Below are 22728 nucleotides of genomic sequence, written 5' to 3'. Positions count from 1 at the left end.
GCGTCGGGCAGATCGTTGGCGATCACCTTGGGCGCGCAACCCACGGCACTGTCCGGACGCATCCTCCGCTCTCTTGTGCCTATTGCTTCAGTAATAAGTGAAATTGATTCACTAACGACCGGGCCTGGCCGGCATCGCCGGTGCCGACTGCAGATAGTCGACCACGATCAGCCGCAGGTCGTGCCGCTGCTTGAGGCGCCGCGCCTTCGCACGGATCGCCTGCATCGACAGGTTCGGCGAGTCGTCGACGAACAGCGGCGCCTCGCCGACCTCGCTCATCCGCCGCGCCAGTCGGGTCCAGTCGTCATCGGACATCCGGCCACCGCGCATGTCGCTGAGCCGGACCCGCGCCTCGGCCGACAGCAGCCGCTGCATGATCTCGGCTCGCCCCATCTCCAGCGAGAAGATGACGCTGGCGAGCCCGTGTTTCACCGACGCTGACCTGCAAAAACCCATTCCCAGCGTGGACTTCCCGACACCTGGCCGCGCCGCCACGATGGCCATCTGGCCAGGGTGTAGACCGTTGGTGACCGCGTCCAGGTCGAGGAATCCAAGCAGCCCGATCGAGCACCTGCCACACCACTGGCCCCGGTCGAAGTCACGCGTCCCCCGACAGATCCCGCACCGCGCTCTCTCAAGCAGTGACCTGAGAAAGACCAGGCAGTTCGGTGCGCCAGCGGTTAGCCGTGCAGGGTGCGGAAAGCAGCGGTACGGTCGTGATCACCGATGATCGTGCATCGACGCGGAGGTCACCGCAGCGGCGTCTGAGGCCGCGTGGCCGCCTATCTTGTGACGCGGTGAGCCGGACCCCTTGGATTCAGACAACGAGTTGGTCTCTGCGTCCCCAGAAGGCGGCGGATGGCCACGTCCCGTGCAGCGCGAAGCTGATCATGAGCTGTCGTACCTGGTCAAGGGCGATGACGGTTTCTGGTGGGAAAAACTGCGGCACGCAGTCGTCATAGAGCACGGGCGGGACCGTGGCAGCTGTGGGTGCCGTGTTGTACGTGGCGTAGATGGTCTGTTCGCCGGTCGAGAGGGTCCAGTGCAGGTACTCCGCCGCGCCTACGGTCCCGGTGACGCCAACCCTCATGAACTCGATCAGATCAGGTGCCGAGGTGTCCTCGGGGGAGTCGACTAGGTGACGGAAGCGGTCGATCGTCGCGAACGCGTCGCCCTCCCGATCGATCTCCAGGATCAGCACACTGCTTCGGGCTGTGGGGCGTTGATCGAGCTGCTGGTCGATCAACGTGATCCTGGCGTCCGGGCTCATCGCGGTCGGTCGTGGCGAGGAGACTCCCTCTCCACCGATGCGGAACGCCCCGATCGTCGCAGTCATCATGCGCTCCCTCGGACCGTGGTAGGGCCACCGTCAGGCCACCACAGGACCATTGTGCTCCCAGCGGGCAGGATCATCGCGGATGCTCGCAGACAACCAACCCCGGAAGCGTAGGTGCAGGGGCGATTGTTCAGGACCAAGACCGCGAATGTCTCTCCCGCGTCTCGCATAGTAGCGGCAGCCTTGGCCTCGACGTGCCCGGCGACCTGCTTGCTGGGCAACGAAATATAGCCCTTCGCGGCCTCGTATGCGGATCCGCTGTCGCCGCTGGTGATTCGTGTTTCCGTGCCTTCGCTGTCGTAGAGCAGACCAGTTGTCGGGTCGCCATCGTCGCGGACGGGAAGGCTCGCGATCCGATCGGCGGCCCACTCGGCATCCTCGGCGGCACCTCCCAGGGTGCTGGGACAGCTCCCGGAAGCAGCATGCGCGCTGGTCTGATCGTCGCCGCAGCCGAACCTCGCGTCACTGGCACCGTTCAGCCACCAAATGAAGATGATGATCGCGCCGACGACGAGCAGAGCTTTCCGCACCAAGCCTCCTGGGTAGGTGCGCCAGCCCACGTGACCCTGGCCGCAGCTGCGGATCGCGTCCAGGAAGTGCGCCGGGCACGGTGTGGCTTAACGCGACGGAAGCTATCGGCGTTACTGACAGTTCGGTACCGCCTACACGGCGATATCACCACTGATACCAGCCCCGGCGCAAACCGCCACCATTGCGGCGGCTCCGCGCGGAGAAACGCCGAACTCCGCAAGCTCGTGCAGATCTACGAAGAGGCCATCGCGGCAACTCACCCTCACCAACAGCGACCTGCGCGAGAAGCTGAACACCGCGGCCGACGTCACGCCGCTCCCGGCTCGCGACCGGTGACGAGCCTCGCCACATCGCTGTGACCTGACGGTTTCCCGTTTCCAATTGATCTGTAAACTCAGAAACCGTTGTGCCCCAACGTCCCTCCGGGCACGGTGTGAGCATGACCCCTTTGTTGATCAACGTAGCGAACAACCCGGTGCGCATCGCTCCCGGTCTGACTCTCGACAGCGGCCTCTACGACGCTGCTGCTGCGGGAGTCGCCGAGCACCCCGGTGGCCGCCGAATGCGATGCCGCGGTCCGTGACCTGATCGCAGCGACCGGATGGACAGCCATGCCGCGACCGGCGTCCGCAACACCTCGCCCACCTCGAACGCCCCACCGCGGCGGCGGATCCGCCACGTCGGCACGGGATAGGCCGGGGGCGGGCACTGCCCATCACGATGCCGCACACCCCGCTCCAGCACCCCCTCCCCCGCGGCAACGATCTCTCCGCACTCCCGGCAGCAACGTGGAGTTCGAAGACTTCGTGCCGGACTTCGGCCACTGGTACGGCACCAGCGGCCGGCTGACTGCGTGCTTCGTCGGGATCCGCGCCGATGAGTCGATCAACCGGTACCGAACGATCGCCAACCGTAAAAAATGACGCACGAGGGCCACCAGTGGACCACCTGGCTTGGCGGTGTGCTCTACAACGCCTATCCGCTGTATGACTGGCGGACCGAGGACATCTTCCTGGGCGTCGCCGAGCGGGGGCGGCGCACTCTCGTCGAGAGCTTCTACCTCACCTCAGCTGGGACGCCGACGGTCGCCAACCGGCTGCTGAGTTCCGCGGTACGTCACTTTGGGCACGACCGGGACCTTCATGCCATCGTCCGCCGCGACCGCGACCGCCTGGCCCCCTACGGACACGCCGGATTCGTCGCTGTGGGCGAGACAACGGGCTTCATCAAGCTGCTGCGAGCCGCCGACCTGCGCGACGCTCAGCATTGAGGCAAACGCACACCTCAAGACATAATCGAACGCGTGACCGATAGCGAGGATGGCGGGTGGGCCGGAACGCGCGATGACCGTAATCCTCCGACCCCCGTCAATCCTCCGACCCCCGTCATCGTCGATCTCCGACGCGTGTTCCCACCAAATCGTAGCGTGAGCAGCCGCGCCGACTCTTGATTGATTCCAGAAAATGCACCAGACTGCGGCGCGTGCCAACGACTACCGCGGACTTCGAGCGCATGTTGCGCGAGGCTGCACTGCGGGTGACCCGTCCCCGGGTAGCGGTGCTGTCCGCGGTACATGACCATCCGCACGCCGACACGGACTCGATCATCGGTGTCGTACGCCGAGATCTCCCCAAGGTGTCCCACCAGGCTGTCTACGACGTGCTGCGCGCGCTGACCGCCGCGGGTTTGCTGCGTCGCATCCAGCCGATGGGCTCCGTGGCCCGCTACGAGGCGCGGGTCGGGGATAACCACCACCATGTCGCGTGCCGGTCGTGCGGTGTCGTTGTCGATGTCGATTGCGCCGTGGGCGCCGCGCCCTGCTTGACTGCCGCCGATGCCCACGGCTTCACGATCGACGAGGCCGAGGTCATCTACTGGGGGCTGTGCCCAGCCTGTTCCCCCGACACAGTTCCTGACGATAATCACTGATCCCGAAAGGATTCCCGTGACTGACAGCCCTGACGCCGTTGCTGGTGAGATCAAGGAGAGCGGAGGCCAGTGCCCGGTCGCGCACGGACGTGCCCCGCACCCGACCCAGGGCGGGGGGAACCGCCAGTGGTGGCCGAACCACCTCAACCTGAAGATCCTCGCGAAGAACACCCCGGTGACCAATCCGCTGGGTCAGGAGTTCAACTACGCCGAGGCGTTCAAAACCCTCGACCTGCCCGCCGTGAAGCGGGACATCGAGGAGGTGCTGACGACCTCGCAGGACTGGTGGCCGGCCGACTTCGGTCACTACGGCCCGCTCATGATCCGGATGGCGTGGCACAGCGCGGGCACCTACCGCATCAGCGACGGCCGCGGCGGCGCCAGCGCCGGTCAGCAGCGCTTCGCGCCCCTGAACAGCTGGCCGGACAACGTCAACCTCGACAAGGCCCGTCGTCTGCTGTGGCCGGTCAAGAAGAAGTACGGCCAGCGGATTTCGTGGGCCGACCTGCTGATCCTGGCCGGTAACGTCGCGCTGGAGTCGATGGGCTTCGAAACCTTCGGCTTCGCCGGCGGTCGCGAGGACGTCTGGGAACCCGACGAGGACGTTTACTGGGGCCCCGAGGCCACGTGGCTCGGTGACGAGCGCTACACCGGTGACCGGGAGCTTGAGAATCCCCTGGCGGCGGTCCAGATGGGCCTGATCTACGTCAACCCGGAGGGCCCGAACGGCAACCCGGACCCGATCGCAGCGGCCCGCGACATCCGCGAGACGTTCCGCCGCATGGCGATGAACGACGAGGAGACGGTCGCGCTGATCGCCGGCGGGCACACCTTCGGCAAGACCCACGGTGCGGCGCCGGACAGTCACCTCGGGGCCGACCCCGAGGCGGCCCCGCTCGAAGAGCAGGGCCTGGGCTGGAAGAACGCCTTCGGCACCGGCAAGGGCGCGGACACCATCACCAGTGGCCTTGAGGTCACGTGGACCAGCACGCCGACCCAGTGGGGCAACGGCTTCTTCGAGAACCTGTTCGGCTACGAGTGGGAGCTGACCCAGAGCCCGGCGGGCGCGCACCAGTGGAAGCCGAAAGACGGTGCGGGAGAAGGCACAATTCCGCACGCCCACGACTCGTCGAAGCGGATCGCGCCGACGATGCTCACCACGGACCTCTCGCTGCGGTTCGACCCGATCTACGGGCCGATCTCGCGTCGCTTCTACGAGAACCCCGACGAGTTCGCGGACGCCTTCGCCCGGGCGTGGTACAAGCTGACCCACCGTGACCTGGGGCCGAAGTCGCTCTACCTCGGCCCGGAGGTGCCGGAAGAAACCCTGCTGTGGCAGGACCCGCTCCCGGTGGTCGACCACGAGCTGGTCGGTGCCGAGGACATCGCCGCACTGAAGGCCAAGATCCTCGACTCGGGTCTGAGCGTCTCGCAGCTGGTTTCCAGCGCGTGGGCGTCGGCCTCGACGTTCCGTGGCAGCGACAAGCGCGGTGGCGCCAACGGCGCGCGCATCCGCCTGGAGCCGCAGAAGGGGTGGGAGGTCAACAACCCCGATGAGCTGGCGACAGTGCTGAGCACCCTGGAGGGCATCCAGGAGTCGTTCAACGCCGCCCAGACCGGGGGCAAGAAGGTCTCGTTGGCCGACCTGATCGTGCTCGGTGGGTGTGCCGCAGTCGAGCAGGCCGCCAAGGCCGCCGGCTACGACGTCGAGGTGCCGTTCACGCCGGGCCGCGTCGACGTGTCGCAGGAACAGACCGATGCGGAGTCTTTTGCCGCGCTTGAGCCCGCCGCGGACGGGTTCCGCAACTACGTGGGCAAGGGCAACCGGCTGCCGGCCGAGTACCTCCTGCTCGACAAGGCGAACCTGCTCACGCTGAGCGCGCCGGAAACGACCGTCCTCGTCGGTGGTCTCCGCGTCCTCGGCGCGAATCACGACTCCTCGAACCTCGGCGTCTTCACCGACACCCCGGGATCGCTGACCAACGACTTCTTCGTGAACCTGCTCGACCTGGGCACCACGTGGAAGCCGGCGTCGGAGGACGCGCAGACCTTCGAGGGGCGTGACGCCTCGGGCGAGGTCAAGTGGACCGGTAGCCGTGTCGACCTCGTCTTCGGCTCGAACTCCGAGCTGCGCGCGCTCGCGGAGGTCTACGCCAGCGATGACGCGCGGGAGAAGTTCGTGCACGACTTCGTCGCGGCGTGGGACAAGGTGATGAACCTCGACCGGTTCGACCTCGCCTGATCCCGACCTGCAGGTCTGCCCGCGCCGGCCGTAGTCAGACCGAAGGCACAAGCGAGACCCCGTCCTCACGCGAGGGCGGGGTCTCGTCGTTGGTTCGCCCGGCATGGGCAGTTGTTTGGTTGTGCCAGCAGGGGAAAGTCGCTTCGCGGCCCGCGCGGCTGATCGCCGATAGCCGGCGCCGCGACGCTCGCAGGCGCTGATCAGTGGGGCCAAAGCGCCGACTGAGCCCCCTGTGCGTTCCGCAGATTGCGCGCCCGCTCAACTCCCTTCGCCCGCGAGAAGTCCGCACCGGCGATCGACTTCACGCCGGCGAAGTCCGCCGACGACAGGTCGGTACCCGCGAACGTGGCACCGCCGAGATCCGCGCCCCGAAACACCGTCTTGGCATTGATCACCACGCCGTCAAGATCGGCCCCGGTCAGGTCGGCGTTGGTGAAATCCGCGTCTTCCAGAACCGACGACTGCAACTGCACGGCATGCAGATTGGCATCGACGAACCGCGCCCATTTGAATCCGCACGACCAGAAATCGCTGCCCCTGAGGTCTGCCCGGTCCCACTCGGACTTCCTGCCTGTACACGCCTGCCCTTGGGTCTTACGCATCACCACGTCGTGGAACCGCACCGCCTCAACAACCAGACCCGGGAGGTTGAAGGCGCGTTGACCGGGCCCGCCCGGGTCGCGTGCGATGGTGCGGGACCGAATCACGTCCACCGCGGCCTGCGTGCCCGTGTTCGCCACGTATATCTGGCGCTCGTCGGTGTAGCCCTCGGGCCGCCGGGCGACTGGCCTGTCGTTGACGATGTAGGCTTCGGCCAGATCGAGCACACGACCTTGGTCGCCGGGCGAGACTTGTGCGACACGTGCCAACATCCGGAATCCCGCTGCCTGAGCGGTGTCCTCGGGACGGCTGACCAGTTCTGACGCGATGGTCAACTGTTCGGTGACCGCCTTGGCCTGTTCCAGATCGAAGCTGCGTTGCTGCAAATACAATCCACCGAACGCGGCCACTGTCACCGCGAGGTTCAGGACGACCGTCAGGCCGATACCCAGCAGCCAGCGACGCGTCGAATGCCGCTCGGGCGCGGCAGCGTCATCGTCGCCATTCATCGGCAGCAGCTCAGGAGCACTCGGAGTATCTGCCATGATCCGAGCATGCCCCGATGATCAACGCCCCACGGCTGGTTTCCGGTCAGTTAACCCGATCGGAAGACACCCGTCGTACCGTCGGCCGGACGCGATGCGGAAAGCATCGCAGATCAAGGACAATCCAGCGGTCCTGATCAACATGGCGTCGACGAGCCGGCCTACCAGCCATTGGAACTGCCGGATTCCTCCACACTGGACACAATGGACTTCCCGATTCGCACCAAGATTCTCGATGGTAGGCGACACACCCCTGCACTACAGCCAGGGCGACGGTCCGCAGTCCGGAAACGACTGGGGCGACGAGAACATCGAGCCCCCGCCGAACTCCTGGATCTCGTGCAGTACGGTTGCGGAAGCGCTTACGGAGTTCTTGTGAACGGTGAAGCGCCCAACCTCAGTGCAGTGGCAGCCCGATCCAGACTCCGGCATGGAATGAACGGCCCGCGCGGTGCGGTGGGTTGCGCGCGGTGCGTGGGTTGCGCGCCCGAGGTGATGTATCCCAACCAAGGTCCCGGACGCTAGCGTGTCGGAGTCACATCGGCTGGTGAATGCTGTCTGAGGACCGGGTGCGCTATTCCGACGGGGGTGCCTGAGGCTGTCCGGTTGAAAGCGGCGGAGTTGTTCGCCCAGGACGCGCCACTGCCGGAGATCGCCAAACGATGACGGATGTCGCACAGCGCCGCGCCCGCGTGGCGTACAGCTAAAACGAGCCTTCTTCGCCTCCCAGTCCCACCCCCGCCTACGATCAGCCAAGGCAAACGCCACGCACCGGCCATCCTCTGCCTGGCCTGCGGTTCGTCACGATGATCAAATATGTGCGAGGGCTGTGCAGGCGTATGGCGCGGGGACTTTGTCCTCTAGGAAGCACAAGTCCCGCCGAACAGCATCGGGGCTGAAGATGGTGTAATCGTGCACCTGAAACGATCACCCGTGTGGCGCGCACGGTGGTGGGGTTTATGTCGATCGTGCGGAACGAGGAGTTCACCGGTGTCCGCAGCGAGAATCCGTTGCGGGATCCTGCGGATCTGCGTCTGCCTCGGGTGGCGGGACCGTCCGGCGTGGTGGTTTTCGGGGTCACCGGCGATCTTTCCCGGAAAAAGGTCCTGCCCGCGGTTTACGACCTGGCCAACAGGGGGCTGCTGCCGCCCGGGTTTTCCCTGGTCGGGTTCGCGCGCCGGGAGTGGACCGACGAGGAGTTCGCCGCGATGGTGCGCGAGAGCGTGCAAAGGCACGCGCGGACTCCGCTTCGGGAGGCGGTGTGGCAGCAGTTGGCTCGCGGATTCCGGTTCGTCCAGGGCGCGTTCGACGACGACGAGGCCTTCGAGCGGCTGGCGGCGACGCTGGGCGAGCTGGACCGACTCCGGGCCGTCGGTGGCAACTTCGCCTTCTACCTCGCGGTGCCACCGAAATCTTTCCCGCAGGTAGTGCAGCAGTTGCGCAAGCACGGGCTGGCCGATACGCGCGGGGGCGGCTGGCGGCGCGCGGTGATCGAGAAACCCTTCGGCCACGACCTGGGCAGCGCTCGGGAGCTCAACCGGCTGGTGCGGGACGTCTTCCGGGACGATGAGATCTTCCGCATCGATCACTACCTGGGCAAGGAGACGGTGCAGAACATCATGGCGGTGCGGTTTTCCAACGTGCTGTTCGAGCCGGTGTGGAACCGTTCCTACGTCGATCAGGTGCAGATCACGATGGCCGAGGACATCGGCGTGGGCGGGCGTGCCGGGTACTACGACGGGGTCGGTGCTGCCCGGGATGTGTTGCAGAACCACCTGCTGCAGTTGCTCGCACTGACCGCGATGGAAGAACCGGCCTCCTTCGGCGCCGACGCTTTGGAGGCCGAGAAGCTCAAGGTATTGCAGGCGGTGTCCCTGCCCCGGGATCTGGCGGCGCACACCGTGCTGGGGCAGTATGACCGCGGTTGGCAAGGCGGGCGGCCGGTGCCCGGCTACCGCGAAGAGCCTGGCGTCGATCCCGGCTCGCGCACCGACACCTACGCCGCCGTCAGACTCGAGATCAGCAACCGCCGGTGGGCAGGCGTGCCCTTCTACCTGCGCACTGGCAAACGTCTCGCCCGCCGGGTCACCGAGATCGCGACCGTGTTCCAGCCCGCTCCGTACCTGCCGTTCGCGCCCACCGCCACCCGTTCGCTCGGCCAGAACGCTCTGATCATGCGGGTCCAGCCGGACGAGGGCGTCACCGTTCGGTTCGGCTCGAAGGTGCCGGGCAGCGCGATGCAGATCCGCGACGTCACGATGGACTTCAGCTACGGCCAGTCGTTCACCGAGTCCAGCCCCGAAGCCTACGAACGGTTGCTGCTCGACGTCCTGCGCGGTGACCCGCCGCTGTTTCCGCGGGAACGGGAAGTCGAGTCGTCCTGGGCGATCCTCGACCCCATCGAAGACCACTGGCAACGGCGGGCGGCGCCGGCGCCGTATCCGGCCGGGGGCTGGGGACCGCGTGAAGCCGACGAGATGCTTGCACGAGACGGACGGAGCTGGCGTCAACCATGATTCGCGACCTGCCCGACACGAACGCGACCGAGATCAGCGCCGCCCTGCGCACCGCACGCCGGGCGCTGGGTATACCGGCGGTGGGCATGGTGCTCACCCTGATCATCGTCACCGACGAAGCCGGCCTGGAGGGTGCCCTGGCGGCGGCCAGCAAAACCGCGCGGGAACACCCCTCCCGCATTCTCGCCGTCATCGAAGGCCCGCCGGACGCCCAGACGACGTCCGGCGAAGCCGCGCGGCTGGACACCGAGATTCGGATCTGCTCGGAGGTAGGGGCGGGCGAGACCGTGGTGCTGTGGTTGTCCGGTGAGGTGGTCGCACATGCCGACTCCGTCGTCCTGCCCCTCTTGGTGCCCGAGGCTCCGGTTGTGGTGTGGTGGCCGGGGGCTGGGCCCGCCAATCCCGCCGCGCATCCCCTCGGCGCACTGGCGAACCGTCGCGTCACCGATGTTGCCGCGGCAGCCTCGCCGCTGAAGCACCTGACCAGGCGATCGCAGACCTACACCCCGGGCGACACCGACCTCGCCTGGACCCGCACCACCCCGTGGCGCAGCATCCTCACCGCGGCCCTCGACCGGCATCCGGCACCCGTCCAGCGGGCCGTTGTCGAGAGCGAACCCGAGGATGGCAGCGGCATCCTGCTGGCGGCCTGGCTCGCCGAACGCCTGCAGGTGCCGGTCGAACACGCCGCCGCGACGGGTTCCCCGCTCGCGGTGCGGCTCCACAGCGGCGATGGCGACATCACGCTCGCCCGCACCAGCCCCAGCACGGCCGGGTTGTCCACGCCCGATCATCCAGACCAGTGTGCGGCCATGCCGCAGGCCGACACGGCGGAACTGATCAGCGAGGAGCTTCGCCGCCTCGAACCCGACGACGTCTACGGCACCGCCCTCAAGCACAGCTCGGCGGTGGCGGCCTCGCCGGCGCGAACCTCCGCATAACACGGGGAATCACCATGATCTCCACCATCACCGACCCGGACACGCTGGCCGTCAACACGATCCGCGGTTTGTGCATGGACGCCGTCCAGCGGGCGCAGTCCGGCCATCCCGGCACTCCGATGGGCATCGCGCCGGTCGCCTACGTGCTGTGGCAGCGCTTCCTCCGGTTCGACCCGGCCGACCCGATCTGGCCCAACCGGGACCGGTTTGTGCTGTCCGAAGGGCACGCCTCGGCGCTGCTGTGGTCGCTGCTGCACCTGAGCGGGGTGCGGGCGGTCGACCCCGACTACGAGGTGCTCGGCCGGCTGGCCGTCACCCGGGATGACCTGCAGATGTTCCGGCAGCTCGACTCGCACTGCCCCGGGCATCCCGAGTACCGGCTGACCAGCGGAGTGGAGGCCACCACCGGGCCGCTGGGGCAGGGCGTGGCCGCCTCGGTGGGCATGGCCATCGCCGGGCAGTGGCTGGCCGCCCGCTACAACCGGAAAGACGTCCCGCTGTTCGACTTCAACGTTTACGCCTTGGCCGGGGACGGCGACATGATGGAGGGCATCTCCGCCGAGGCGGCGTCCCTGGCCGGTCATCTGCGGCTGGCCAACCTGTGCTGGATCTACGACTCCAACCGGGTCACGATCGAGGGCCACACCGACATCACGTTCACCGAGGAAGTCGCCGCCCGGTTCGTCGCCCACGGCTGGAACGTGACCACCGTCGCCGACGCCAACGACCTCGACCAGGCCACCAGGGCACTGCACACGTTCCGCGCCGAGCAGCAACGACCCACGCTGATCCTGGTGCACAGCCACATCGGCTACGGCTCGCCCGTGGAAGACTCGCCGCGCGCACACGGCGCGCCGTTCGGCCCGGACGGGGTGCGAGCCACCAAACACGCGCTGGGACTGCCCGAGGACTCCGACTTCGTGATCCCGCCGGAGGTCTACGACCAGTTCGCGCAAGGAATCGGGGCGCGGGGGGCCGAAGCCCGGCGGGCGTGGGAGGGCATGCTCACCGAATACCGGTCCGCACTGCCGGAACTCGCCGACGAGATCGACCGGATGCAGCGCCGCGAGTTGCCGACGGGGTGGCAGGACGCGCTGCCGACATTCCCCCCGGACCCGGTCGGGATCGCCACGCGCGACTCCTCCGCCCAGGTCCTGGGCGCCGTGGCCCAGCGCGTGCCCTGGCTGCTCGGCGGATCCGCCGATCTCGCCCCGAGCACCAAGACCACCCTGGCCTTCGCGCACGACTTCCAGCCCGGCGACCGGGTGGGCCGCAACCTGCACCTCGGCGTCCGCGAACACGCCGCGGCGGCGATCGCCAACGGACTGTCGCTGACCAAGCTCCGCCCGTACTGGTCGACGTTCTTGACCTTCTCCGACTACGCCCGCGGCGCCATCAGGCTGTCCGCGCTGATGGAGTTGCCGGTGGTGCACATCTTCACCCACGACTCGATCGGCGTCGGCGAGGACGGTCCCACCCACCAGCCGGTCGAGCACCTTGCCTCGCTGCGCGCCATACCCGGCCTGCTGGTGTTCCGCCCGGCCGACGCGAACGAGGTGGTGGAGACCTGGCGGGTCGTCACCGCGCTGCGCCATGAGCCGGCCGCGCTGGTGCTCTCCCGCCAGCCACTGCCCACAGTGGACCGTACCGGGCTGGGCGGTGCAGACGGGGTCGCGCGGGGTGCATATGTGCTCGCCGACGCCCCGTCCGGGCGACCGGAGGTGCTACTGCTGGCCACCGGGTCTGAGGTGGCCATCGCGCTGGCCGCGCGCGACGAGCTGACCGGCGAGGGCATCGCCGCGCGGGTGGTGAGCATGCCGTGCTGGGAGCTGTTCGACCGGCAGCCACGCGTGTACCGGGACCAGGTGCTGCCGCCGGAGGTGCGCGCCCGGGTGGCCGTCGAGCAGGCCGCCACCCTCGGCTGGGACCGCTACGTCGGCGACGCTGGAGCGGTGGTCGGCATGCACACCTTCGGCGCCTCCGCCCCCCTGAAGCAGTTGCTGTCGAAGTTCGGGTTCACCCCCGAACGCGTCTCCCGGGTCGCCCGCGACCTGGTGGCCGAGGGGAGGACGATCCGGTGAGAGCGACCGAATTGCTCCACGAGCGCGGGCAGAGCCTGTGGCTGGACAACATCACCCGCGATCTGCTGGACGCCGGCCAGATCCAGCGCTACATCGACGAGTATTCGGTCACCGGACTGACCTCCAACCCGTCGATTTTCGACAAGGCCATCGAGTCCGGCTACTACGACGAGGCCATCCGCGCCGCCTCCGCTCGCGGCCTGCAAGGCGAGGAGCTTTTCTTCGACCTGGCCCTGGAGGATCTGCGCCGCGCCGCCGACCTGTTCCTGCCGGTCTACGAGCGCACCGACGGTGTGGACGGCTGGGTGTCGCTGGAGGTGTCCCCGCTGCTGGCCCGCGAGACGGCCCCGACGATCGCGGCGGCCAAGGACCTGCACGCCCGGGCGGGCCGGAAGAACCTGCTGATCAAGATCCCGGGCACTCCCGAGGGGCTGCCGGCCATCACCGAGTGCATCGCCTCGGGCGTCCCGATCAACGTCACCCTGCTGTTCTCCGCCGAGCACTACCGGGCGGCGGCCGACGCCTACCTCACCGGCGTCGAGCGCCGGATCGAGCACGGCCTCGACCCCGCGGTGGGCTCGGTCGCGTCGGTGTTCATGTCCCGCTGGGACGCGGCCATCGCCGACCGGGTCCCGGACCCGCTGCGCGACCGGCTCGGCCTCGCCGTCGGACTGGACACCTACCGGGCCTATCGCCGGCTGACCGACTCCGACCGGGTGCAACGCATCGAGAACTTCGGCGGCCGGATCCAGCGTTTGCTGTGGGCAAGCACCCGCACCAAGGATCCCGCCGCCTCGGACACGCTGTACGTCCACGGGCTGGCCGCCCCGTTCACGATCAACACCATGCCGGACGCCACGCTCGATGCGTTCTACGACCACGGAGAAGTCGGCGAACCCATGCCGGCCGATGGCGACGGGGCCGATGCGCTGCTCGCCGAGTTCATCGACGCCGGGATCGACCTCGACGCACTGGCCGCGAAACTGCAAACCGACGGCGCCGCCGCGTTCGTGCGCTCCTGGAACGACCTTCTGGAGTGCATCTCCGCGCAGCGCGCCGCTTGTCTGAATGCCGCGACCTAACCACCGCCGAGGATGCTCCAGCACCAGCCACAAGGAGACAGTCATGGCTACCGACAGACCCGCGCAAATGGGCATGATCGGTCTTGGCCGGATGGGCGCCAACCTGGTCCGCCGCCTGATCCGCGACGGACACCAGTGCGTCGTCTACGACGTCAACAAAGACGCCGTCCGGGATCTGGAGCGCGAAGGCGCGGTCGGGGCCGGGTCGCTGGTGGACTTCGTGGCGAAGCTGACCCGGCCCAGGGCGGTGTGGCTGATGCTGCCGGCCGGCGTCGTAGGGTCCACAGTGAATGAGCTGGCTGAGCTGCTCGACCAGGATGACGTGGTGATCGACGGTGGTAACTCCTACTATCGCGACGACATTCCGCGCGCCACGCAACTCGCCCGGCGTGGCCTGCGCTACGTGGACTGCGGCACCTCCGGCGGGGTGTGGGGTCTGGAGCGCGGCTACTGCCTGATGATCGGCGGCGAGGACGAGGTGGTCCGTCGCCTGGATCCGATCTTCGCCAGCATCGCCCCCGGCACCGACAGCGCCGCCCCCACGCCCGGCCGCACCCGGGACGGCACCGCCCCGCACGGATACCTCCACTGTGGACCCAATGGCGCCGGTCACTTCGTCAAGATGGTCCACAACGGAATCGAATACGGGATGATGGCCGCCATCGCCGAAGGATTGAGCATCATCAAAAGCGCCAACGTCGGCAAACAGGAACGCACCGTCGACGCCGAAACAGCGCCACTGCGCGACCCGGACGCCTACGGCTACGACATCGACGTCACCGAGGTGGCCGAGGTGTGGCGACGCGGCTCGGTGGTCGGGTCCTGGCTGATCGACCTCTGTGCGGACGCACTGGCCCGCTCCCCGGAGCTGACCGACTTCACCGGCCGCGTGTCCGATTCCGGCGAGGGACGCTGGACCGTGCACGCCGCGATCGACGAAAGCGTCCCGGCCCCGGTCATCACCGCGGCTCTGCACGAACGTTTCGAATCCCGCGGACTCGGCTACTTCGGCGACCAACTGTTGTCCGCGATGCGCAGCGAATTCGGCGGCCACCAGGAAACGAAAGGCTAGCGAGCATGCGGCAGCCGGAAGGACAGGGCGCCACGCCGGCGCGTGTGGCGCCGGCGGGGATCACGGCGTGCCTGTTCGACCTAGACGGCGTGCTGACCAGCACCGCTGCCGAGCACTGGGCCGCCTGGAAGCAGACCTTCGACGCGTTCCTGCGGCAGCAGACCGGCGAGGAATTCCGGCCGTTCACCAAGACCGACTACCTTGAGTACGTGGACGGCCGTCCGCGGGCGGACGGGGTGCGCCAGTTCCTGGCTTCCCGCGGCATCACCCTGCCCGAGGGCGATAGCGACGATCAGCCGACCGCGGACACCGTGCACGGTGTGGGCAACCGCAAGAACAAGCTATTGCTCGCGATCATCAGGCTGCGCGGGGTGCAGCCGTATCCGGGGTCGGTGCGTTACCTGGAGGCGGTGGCCAACGCCGGCCTGGCCATCGGCGTGGTCACCTCTTCCGAGAACGGCGCCTCGGTCCTGGAGGCGGCGAGTCTGAGCCGGTTCGTGCAGGCGCGAATCGACGGGCTGGTGATCGCCCGGGAGAGGCTGCGCGGCAAGCCGGCGCCGGATGCCTTCCTGGCCGGAGCGCGGGCGCTCGGCGTCGCGCCGACCGAGGCGGCGGTGTTCGAGGACGCGCTCGCGGGCGTGCAGGCTGGCCGGGCCGGCGACTTCGGCTGGGTGGTCGGCGTGGACCGCACCCACCAAGCGGACGAATTGCGGGCCCACGGCGCGGATCTTGTGGTGTCGGACCTAGCCGAGCTCCTGGACCTCAGCCTGTGACGGAGCGTGAAGGGCCGACGGTGTTGAAGCCGTGCCGACTCGTCAGGCACCCGGCCACGGGGTTGTGGTAGCTGCGGTGACAGTGGCGGGTCACCGGACCGAGCATCCTGGGCAACGGTTACGCCGACTGCTCTCATCCGCCCGAGAAGCACACGATGGTCTTCAGCCTCGAACAGTTCGTCCGTGGACAAGGGTGGCAGTCCATAACCAGCAACAGTGACAACGAAGTCCCGAAGCCCAGGCAGGTCTACGAGGTCAAAGCGGTCTGCCATCCTGGAGCGTGGCGGGTGAAGGCGCGTGTCTTCGGTACGTCCCAAGGAATCCCGTTCGACTATTCGCAGGCCAGCATGGAGCGCCGGGTGGCCCAGGACGAATGCGACAGGAGGCCCCAATGAAGAGGCGGCTGACTGTGATCCGCTCGCTGCGGAAGCAGTTCAATCGGTGGACCAGTGGGAGCTACGCGTCCTACGAGCCCGGTCCCGAAACCAGGCGCCAGGTGGCACGACGACGGCTGCGCTGGCTCAAGATTCACACGGTGACGGCCGCTCAGACCCGTCGTCTCCACCCTGATGACCCCGGTCTTGGCGAGACTCTGCATCGCGAGTGGGGCAGGTGGGTGATCCGGCCGGTACGAGGCTGGCGCTCATGGACCTGGATCACCCCGCCCCTGCACGCCAACCGCTCCATTGCTGCCGCCGATCGCGACGCCGCCGTGGACTGGATGATGGAAGTCCTAGAGCAGGCTTAGGCTGCGCAATTTGGGGGCGATTTCAATGGAATTCGACATGCTCGTTGAAAACGCCTCCGATCGGTGCCCGGATGTTGTTCGCGTGGCCGATCCGCGCAGGGGTGGAAGACTTGGGAGAAGAAACGCGAAGGCAAGGCCCCTCAGGTCCGGAGGGTGGGATGTCCGAATCGGTCGGCGGCACTGACCGCGTGAGCGTCGCGAAAGCGGAGTATGGGCGCCTGCGCGCCGGCCACCTCAGCGCGGTGAGCGCGGCGCTTGAGGATCACGTCGCGCGTCTGGATTGGCCGCGAGAACGGATTGAGCGCTACCGCGACCAGCGGCTGCGGGCTCTTCTGGCATACGCGCGCGAGCGTTCGCCATTTCATGCGGCTCGAACACGCGGCCTTGATCCTTCCTCAGCCACGGTCGCGGACCTGGTGCGGCTTCCGGTGATGACCAAGCAGGAAGCGCAGGAGGAGTGGGACGCCATCGTGACGGTTCCTGGCCTCGACCGGGAAAAGGCCGAGCACACTCTGGCAGGGCAGGCTTGGTTTTCCTACACACCGGAGGGTCAGCAGATCTTCAGCTCCGGCGGCTCAACCGGCGTGCGGGGCGTGTACGCGTGGGATTGGGAACTGTTCGTGACGCTGGCCTGTCTTGCCTGGCGGATGCAGGCGCGAGAAGAGCGCCGCGGGCCGCCGCTGCGGCACCCGGCCCGGCTTGCGGTGCTGGAAGCCGGTGTGCCACCACACGCCAGCACACCGCTGTTCGATGTGCCGAGCGCAGCCGGGATGGAGACGGTCGTGATCCCGGCCAGCGCGCCGTTCGACGAGGTCCTCGCGGCGGTCGCGGCCGCCCGGCCCACCCATCTCGTCGGGTACGCGACGGTGATCGGGCGGCTTGCCCGCGCCGCCCTGGCCGGAATGCTGGAGATCCACCCCGTTCGGGTCAGCACGAACTCCGAGCCCCTCTTCGAGGAGGATCAACGGGCGATCCGCGAGGCCTGGCACGTTCCGGTCCACAACCTCTGGGGATCGACCGAGATCGGTGTGCAGGCGGTCGGTTGCGGACGTGGTGTGGGACTGCACGTATGTGAGGACGAAGTTGTGCTGGAACGGGTCGACGAGGCCGGTACGTCGGTCGCCCCGGACGAGCCCGCCGCACGGACGCTCGCCACCGGACTCGCCAATCGGACCTTCCCGTTCATCCGCTACGACCTCGGGGACGAGATCACGCCCCTGCCCGGCAGATGCGAATGCGGAAGTTCGTTCGCACGGCTGGCCGACATCGCCGGACGGCGCGACGACGACTTCCGGTACCCGGCGTGCACGATTCCGGCGAGCGTGTTCCGTCACGTCCTCGGCACGGATCCGCGCGTCTCCGAATACCAGGTCCGGCAGACCCGGGCCGGCGCCGAAATCCTCGTCGTCGGTGCGCCCGACGCCGCCGCCCTGACCTCGTCGGTCACCGCCGAACTGCGCCGTCACGGGCTGCCCGAGCCGGAGGTCCGGATCCGGCCGGTCGACCGGCTCCCGCGTCATGAGGCGACTGGAAAGCTACGGCGGTTTATCGCCCTGCGATAAGCGCCACCCGGCCAACATCGCCAGCCGGCAGTGGCATTGCCAGAAGGCGGCGGTGCTCGCACCGAAATCGCTCGTCCGGGGCCACTGCTATTCGCGCAGCAGCGGCAGGAGCTGATCGCCTTGGCGTTCGATCTCCGGCAGGTAGGGGGTATCGGAGAGCACAAAGTGGGTGATGCCGAGGCTCTGGTACTTGCGCAGCGACTTCGCCACGTCCTCGGCCGAGCCGACCAGCCAGGTGGTGCCCGCGCCGCCGCCGCCGAATTTGCCGGGGGTGGTGTAGAGGTTGTCGTCGAGCACCTCTCCCCGCGCGGCCAGGTCGAGCAGCCGCCGCTGACCGGCGGCGTTCTGCCGGTTCGGGTCGCGCGAGACGATGCCCTTGCCCTTCGCCATCTCCGCGACCTTGGCCTCGGCGTCGGTCCATGCCTGTTCGGTGCTGTCCCGCACCAGTGTGGTGACCCGCAGCCCGTACTCCAGTGGCGGGTGCTCGCGCCCTAGCTTCTCGCTGAGTTGTTTGAGCCGGTCGATCCGCTCGCCGATGCCGTCGAGTGGCTCGCCCCAGAAGAGCTGGACATCGGCCTCGGTAGCGGCCACTTCCTCGGCGGCCCGGGAGGCGCCACCGAAGTAGAGTCGGGGGTGGTTGCGTTCGCCTCGGACGACCGTTCGTGGCGTCACGGTGGAGTCGGTGACGCTGAAGTGCTCGCCGCTATAGGTGACGTTCTCCTCCGTCCACAGCTTGCGCACGATCTGGATGAACTCCTTGGTGCGGGCGTAGCGGTCGGCTTGGTTGCCTTCGCTGTCGCCGTAGGCCGACAGGTTGTCCTTGCCCGACACGATGTTGATCAGTACCCGTCCCTGGGTGAGGTGATCCAGGGTCGCGGCGGCGGAGGCGAAGTTGGCCGGATGCCAGTAGCCGGGCCGGACCGCGATCAGCGGCTGGAACGTTGTCGTCTGCGCGGCCAGTGCGGTGGCGACGGTAAAGGTGTCGGGCCGTCCCCAGCCGGTGCCGATGAGCGCGCCGCCCCAACCGTGTTCCTCAAGGGCCTTGGCTTGGCCGGTTAGGGTCGCCAGGCTGTTGTGGTTCTCGACCACGTCGTCGCCGCGGTGACCGGGCTGGACCTGGTTCGGGATGTACCACAGGAGCTCAAGACTCATGGCTGCGTCCCCTGTTCTGTTCGGTGGCCGGTTGCGTGAAGTGCTTGAAATGCCTGAGATGGCGGGCAGAACTGTGGTGTCGCACCGCCGCTGATGGAGTGCGGGCTTCTGCGGCAACCGCGCCTTGATGGTTCGCCCAACGGCAGCCCGAGGCGACCGCGCAGAGTGGGGTGGCCGTAGTCCGGCTGGAACAGGCCGCGTTCCTGCAGGATCGGCACCACCAGGTTGGCGAAGTTCTCCAGGTCGACGGCGGTATCGGCCGGCATGACGGTGAAGCCATCCGCCGTGCCCGCCTCGAACCACGACTGCAGGTCGTCGGCGACCTGCCGGGCTGAGCCCACGAGCAGACGGTGACCCGCACCGCCGGCGCCCCGCTGGACCAGCTCGCGGGGAGTGCGGGGGCCCTCCGCGATCAGGGCACGCGTGGACGCGCTGAAGCCTGCGGAAAAGGCCCCGCCGGGCAGGGTGTCGGGGAGATCTTTGGCGCTGATCGGGTCGTCCGGACCGAACTTGCCGTCCGGTAGGCCGAGGTTCTGAATGAGCACGGCGGTCAGTCGCTCGATCGGCAGGGTCGCGTAGAGCTCCTGCTCCCGACGCCGGGCTTCCTCCTCGGTCGCCGACACGAGCACCACCACGCCGAGGGAGATCTTCACATCGTCGGGGTGGCGCCCGGCCGCGGCCGCGCGCCGGCGGATGTCCTTGCGGAACGCGATGGCCTTGGACTGGGTTTGCGCCACGGTGAACACGACATCGGCGAAGCGGCCGGCCAGCGCGAGTCCGCCTTCGGAGCCGCCGGCCTGGACGACGACCGGCCGACCCTGCGGGCCGGTCCTGACCGGGAGAGGTCCGGCCACGGAGAAGTACTCGCCCGCGTGGTCGGTCCGGTGGATGCGTGCGGGGTCGGCGAACCGACCGCTCTTCTTGTCGGCGATGATCGCGTCCGGCTCCCACCCGTCCCACAGCCGCGTAACCACTTCGAGGAACTCGTGCGCCCGGCGGTAACGGGCCTGCTTTTCGGGGTGTTCGGTCAGGCCGAAGTTCGCGGCCGCCGCGGGTGTGCCGGTGGTGACTATGTTGACCGCCGAACGACCCTTGGTGACGTGGTCGAGGGCCTGGAACCGGCGGGCCAGGTTGTACGGCGAGTTGTAGGTCGTCGAGCTGGTGATGACGACCCCGAGGTTCGTGGTGATCGCCGCCAGGTTGCCCAGGAGTATGAGGGGATCGAGACCCGTGCCCGGCGCTTCCTCGATCTCACCACCCAATGCTGGGCCGTCTCCCAGGAAGACCGCGTCGATCTTCGCGTTTTCGGCGATCCACGCCAACCGCTGGAAGTAGTCGATGTCCAGATAGGACAGTGGGTCGGCGTGCGGCAGCCGCCAGGCGTGCCGGAAATGGCCGGGTGTCATCAGCGACAGGTTGAGATGGAACCGTTTCATGCCGTCCCTCTCGACGTGATGGCTCGAACTGGTCGCTCGGCGTGGTGATGGGCTCGCACGATTTGGCGGTCAGCTGGTTGCGGCGACGAGAGCGGCGCCGGACGCCAGCCGAGCCGGGGGGCCAGCTCCTGTGCGCTGGCGGTGAGCAGCCGGAGGTGTTCGTCGAACTCGGGCACCCCGGGGACGAAGCTCACCAGCAGGTCGGTGACCTGCCGCAACGCGGGATCGGCGGCTAGCTCGGTCGCCAGCACCTCCGGCGGACCGAGCAAAGCGCGGTCGGCCGCCAGGTACTGCTCGACGCCGAGGCCCGCGACGTCGCGCTGGGCGGACAGCCAACTCTGCCAACGACGAACGCCGGGCGTGACCAGCCGGACCGCCGCCGCCTGGTCGGGATGGGGATAGACGGCTCGGGAAACCTGCACCCGGGGTGGCCGGTCGGGCTCGCCCCACGCCGTGCGGTAGGCCGCGATCCATTCCGCCTGCTGCTTCTGGGCCTCGCGCACCGTCGTGCCGCGCCAGCCGGTGGCGCGGGAGAGCTGCAGCCCGTCGCCGACGCGGCCGACGGCAGCCGCGGCGGCACCGGCCCGTTCCGGGGCGCTGGTGGTGGCCTGCCAAATCCGTTGCCGCACACCGGCCGCGGGCGGGTGGAGCACCTCGCCGAGGCTGTTGAGCGCCGCACCCTCCAGCACCTCGTGGAGCCGGGCCACCGACTCATCGAAGAGCCGTTGCTTGTCGGCCAGATCCTTCCCGAATGCCTCCCAGGCGCCGGCGAAGGGACCCGACCCGACCCCCAGCTCGAGTCGGCCACCGCTGAGCTCGTCGAGCGTCGCGGCGTCTTCGGCGACCTTGAGGGGGTCCTCCAACGGAAGCACGAGCACCCCGGTGCCCAATGCGATCCGCCTGGTGTGCTCGGCGATCGCGGCGAGCACGACCAGCGGCGCGCAGATGTGCTCGTTGCCTTGCCGGAAATGCCGTTGGATGACCCATCCCGAGTCGTAGCCCAGTTCCTCCGCGACCACGAACAGGTCGATCGCCTGCCGGTAGGCCCGGCCCGGCGGCAGGTCACCGTCGAGGTGCAGGAGGAAGCCCAGGCGGAACGGCCGGCCGTCCTCGACGCCGGCCCCGATTTCCCCAACGAGGTTGGTCATCTCAGAGCCTCAGTCCGGTCCCGTGCACGCCGTGCTCGTCGACCAGCGCCAGCTCCTCCTCCGTCAGCGGCGGGAATTCGAGCGCCTGGATGTTGTGGTCCAGCTGCCAAACCGAGCTGGCTCCGATGAGCGCCGAGGTCACCTGCGGCTGCCGCAGCACCCACTGCAGTGCCAGCTGCGCCAGCGACTGGCCGCGCTGCTCGGCGACCCGGTTGAGGGCGGTCGCCCGCTGCCGGTAGGTGTCGTCGATGACGTCGGGCGAGAGGAACGTGCTGTTCTGGGCACGCGCATCCGCCGGAATGCCCTTGAGGTACTTATCCGTCAGCAGACCCTGCGCCAACGGCGAGTAGACGATCAGGCCGAACCCGTCCTCGGCGGCCAGCTTGAGCAGACCGTTGTTCTCGGGTCGGCGGTCGAAGATCGAGTAACGCGGCTGGTGGATCAACAGCGGGACCCCTGCCCGGCGCAGCAGGTCGGCCGCCTCGTGTGCCCGCTCGGGCGGATAGTTGGAGAGACCGACGTAGAGCGCCTTGCCCTGCTCTACCGCGCTGATGAGCGCGCCGACGGTCTCCTCCAGCGGTGTGGACGGGTCGGGGCTGTGGCTGTAGAAGATGTCGACGTAGTCGGTGCCCAGATCGCGCAGGCTGTGCTCCAGGGAGACGAGTAGCGACTTGCGCGAGCCGCCCTTGTGGTAGGGGCCGGGTCCGATCGGATTACCGGCCTTGGTGGACAGGATCAGTTCGTCCCGGTATGGGGCCAGGTCCTTGCCGAGCACCTTCCCGAAGAACTGCTGTGCGGCGCGGTGCGGCGGGCCGTACCGGTCGGCGTTGTCGAAGTGGGTGATGCCCAGATCGAAGGCGTGCAGGACAATTTCGCGCTGAGTCTCGTATGGGTAGTCGGTGCCGAACTTCTGCCACAGTCCGAAGGAGAACGCGGGCAGGTCGAGACCGGAGTCGCCCGCGCGCCGGTACTCGATCTTGTCGTAGCGGTCTTCGGCCGCCGCGTAAGTCTTCTCGAAAGTGCCGTAGCTCATG

The 22728-nt window shown here is 68.0% G+C and carries 21 protein-coding genes and 1 pseudogene; 14 read left to right on the top strand and 8 right to left on the bottom strand.

The genetic code is table 11. The features are described 5' to 3' along the window. Window positions 1–147 precede the first annotated feature (147 nt). From BJ970_RS33925 to BJ970_RS33915, 3 genes and pseudogenes are all read right to left on the bottom strand, one after another. Window positions 148–552: pseudogene (locus BJ970_RS33925) on the bottom strand (DnaB-like helicase C-terminal domain-containing protein); the annotation flags it as partial. A gap of 265 nt (window positions 553–817) precedes the next feature. Next, window positions 818–1336: an Imm1 family immunity protein gene (locus tag BJ970_RS33920; protein ID WP_184731822.1), complete on the bottom strand. Its 519-nt coding sequence runs from the start codon at window positions 1334–1336 to the stop codon at window positions 818–820. Then, on the bottom strand, window positions 1336–1866 hold the full coding sequence (locus BJ970_RS33915; RefSeq protein WP_184731820.1) for a DddA-like double-stranded DNA deaminase toxin: 531 nt from the start codon (window positions 1864–1866) through the stop codon (window positions 1336–1338). The genes BJ970_RS33920 and BJ970_RS33915 overlap by 1 nt, the downstream gene beginning before the upstream one ends. A gap of 440 nt (window positions 1867–2306) precedes the next feature. On the opposite strand from BJ970_RS33915, the gene BJ970_RS33910 reads away from it, so the two are divergent. The 5 genes from BJ970_RS33910 to katG all read left to right on the top strand — a co-directional run bounded on the left by BJ970_RS33910 (window position 2307) and on the right by katG (window position 6038). Then, window positions 2307–2450, top strand: coding sequence for a hypothetical protein (locus BJ970_RS33910; protein ID WP_184731818.1), 144 nt, complete (start codon window positions 2307–2309; stop codon window positions 2448–2450). A 205-nt stretch (window positions 2451–2655) separates the two neighbouring features. Beyond that, on the top strand, window positions 2656–2790 hold the full coding sequence (locus tag BJ970_RS39265; RefSeq protein WP_281399671.1) for an adenine nucleotide alpha hydrolase family protein: 135 nt from the start codon (window positions 2656–2658) through the stop codon (window positions 2788–2790). Then, a complete protein-coding gene (locus BJ970_RS33905) occupies window positions 2787–3137 on the top strand; it encodes a hypothetical protein (RefSeq protein ID WP_184731815.1) in 351 nt (116 codons plus the stop codon). Before BJ970_RS39265 ends, BJ970_RS33905 begins: the two co-directional genes overlap by 4 nt. Before the next feature lie 242 nt (window positions 3138–3379). Next, window positions 3380–3796, top strand: a complete 417-nt coding sequence (locus tag BJ970_RS33900) for a Fur family transcriptional regulator (RefSeq protein WP_184732584.1) — start codon at window positions 3380–3382, stop codon at window positions 3794–3796. 16 nt (window positions 3797–3812) lie between these two features. Continuing rightward, window positions 3813–6038: a catalase/peroxidase HPI gene (katG, locus tag BJ970_RS33895; protein WP_184731813.1), complete on the top strand. Its 2226-nt coding sequence runs from the start codon at window positions 3813–3815 to the stop codon at window positions 6036–6038. Window positions 6039–6238: 200 nt separating this feature from the next. Here the strand turns inward: katG and BJ970_RS33890 are convergent, their stop codons facing one another. Beyond that, complete coding sequence (locus BJ970_RS33890) at window positions 6239–7183, bottom strand: pentapeptide repeat-containing protein (protein ID WP_184731811.1); 945 nt, start codon at window positions 7181–7183, stop codon at window positions 6239–6241. 959 nt (window positions 7184–8142) lie between these two features. Between BJ970_RS33890 and zwf the strand changes: the two genes are divergently transcribed. From zwf to BJ970_RS33845, 9 genes are all read left to right on the top strand, one after another. Continuing rightward, a complete protein-coding gene (gene zwf, locus BJ970_RS33885) occupies window positions 8143–9699 on the top strand; it encodes a glucose-6-phosphate dehydrogenase (RefSeq protein ID WP_184732582.1) in 1557 nt (518 codons plus the stop codon). Then, window positions 9696–10640, top strand: a complete 945-nt coding sequence (locus tag BJ970_RS33880) for a glucose-6-phosphate dehydrogenase assembly protein OpcA (protein WP_184731809.1) — start codon at window positions 9696–9698, stop codon at window positions 10638–10640. Before zwf ends, BJ970_RS33880 begins: the two co-directional genes overlap by 4 nt. A 14-nt stretch (window positions 10641–10654) precedes the next feature. Continuing rightward, a complete protein-coding gene (tkt, locus tag BJ970_RS33875; protein WP_184731807.1) occupies window positions 10655–12721 on the top strand; it encodes a transketolase in 2067 nt (688 codons plus the stop codon). Next, entirely contained in the window at window positions 12718–13803 is a 1086-nt protein-coding gene (gene tal / locus BJ970_RS33870; RefSeq protein ID WP_184731805.1) for a transaldolase, read from the top strand. The genes tkt and tal overlap by 4 nt, the downstream gene beginning before the upstream one ends. A 43-nt stretch (window positions 13804–13846) precedes the next feature. After that, complete coding sequence (gene gnd, locus BJ970_RS33865) at window positions 13847–14875, top strand: phosphogluconate dehydrogenase (NAD(+)-dependent, decarboxylating) (RefSeq protein WP_184731803.1); 1029 nt, start codon at window positions 13847–13849, stop codon at window positions 14873–14875. A 5-nt stretch (window positions 14876–14880) separates the two neighbouring features. Then, window positions 14881–15648, top strand: a complete 768-nt coding sequence (locus BJ970_RS33860) for an HAD family hydrolase (protein ID WP_184731801.1) — start codon at window positions 14881–14883, stop codon at window positions 15646–15648. A gap of 155 nt (window positions 15649–15803) precedes the next feature. After that, window positions 15804–16043, top strand: coding sequence for a hypothetical protein (locus BJ970_RS33855; protein ID WP_184731799.1), 240 nt, complete (start codon window positions 15804–15806; stop codon window positions 16041–16043). Beyond that, a complete protein-coding gene (locus BJ970_RS33850; RefSeq protein WP_184731797.1) occupies window positions 16040–16396 on the top strand; it encodes a hypothetical protein in 357 nt (118 codons plus the stop codon). Before BJ970_RS33855 ends, BJ970_RS33850 begins: the two co-directional genes overlap by 4 nt. Window positions 16397–16554: 158 nt before the next feature. Next, window positions 16555–17958, top strand: a complete 1404-nt coding sequence (locus tag BJ970_RS33845; protein WP_184731795.1) for a phenylacetate--CoA ligase family protein — start codon at window positions 16555–16557, stop codon at window positions 17956–17958. An 87-nt stretch (window positions 17959–18045) separates the two neighbouring features. Here the strand turns inward: BJ970_RS33845 and BJ970_RS33840 are convergent, their stop codons facing one another. The 4 genes from BJ970_RS33840 to BJ970_RS33825 are packed head-to-tail and all read right to left on the bottom strand — an operon-like array spanning window position 18046 to window position 22727. Then, entirely contained in the window at window positions 18046–19110 is a 1065-nt protein-coding gene (locus BJ970_RS33840; RefSeq protein ID WP_184731793.1) for an LLM class flavin-dependent oxidoreductase, read from the bottom strand. Beyond that, a complete protein-coding gene (locus tag BJ970_RS33835; RefSeq protein ID WP_184731791.1) occupies window positions 19107–20546 on the bottom strand; it encodes an NtaA/DmoA family FMN-dependent monooxygenase in 1440 nt (479 codons plus the stop codon). The genes BJ970_RS33840 and BJ970_RS33835 overlap by 4 nt, the downstream gene beginning before the upstream one ends. After that, a complete protein-coding gene (locus BJ970_RS33830) occupies window positions 20543–21694 on the bottom strand; it encodes an LLM class flavin-dependent oxidoreductase (protein ID WP_184731789.1) in 1152 nt (383 codons plus the stop codon). Before BJ970_RS33830 ends, BJ970_RS33835 begins: the two co-directional genes overlap by 4 nt. 1 nt (window position 21695) lies before the next feature. After that, window positions 21696–22727: an aldo/keto reductase gene (locus BJ970_RS33825; RefSeq protein WP_184731787.1), complete on the bottom strand. Its 1032-nt coding sequence runs from the start codon at window positions 22725–22727 to the stop codon at window positions 21696–21698. Window position 22728 lies beyond the last annotated feature (1 nt).

It is taken from the genome of Saccharopolyspora phatthalungensis (assembly GCF_014203395.1).
Lineage (GTDB): Bacteria > Actinomycetota > Actinomycetes > Mycobacteriales > Pseudonocardiaceae > Saccharopolyspora > Saccharopolyspora phatthalungensis.
This window is presented reverse-complemented; position numbering and strand designations above follow the sequence as displayed.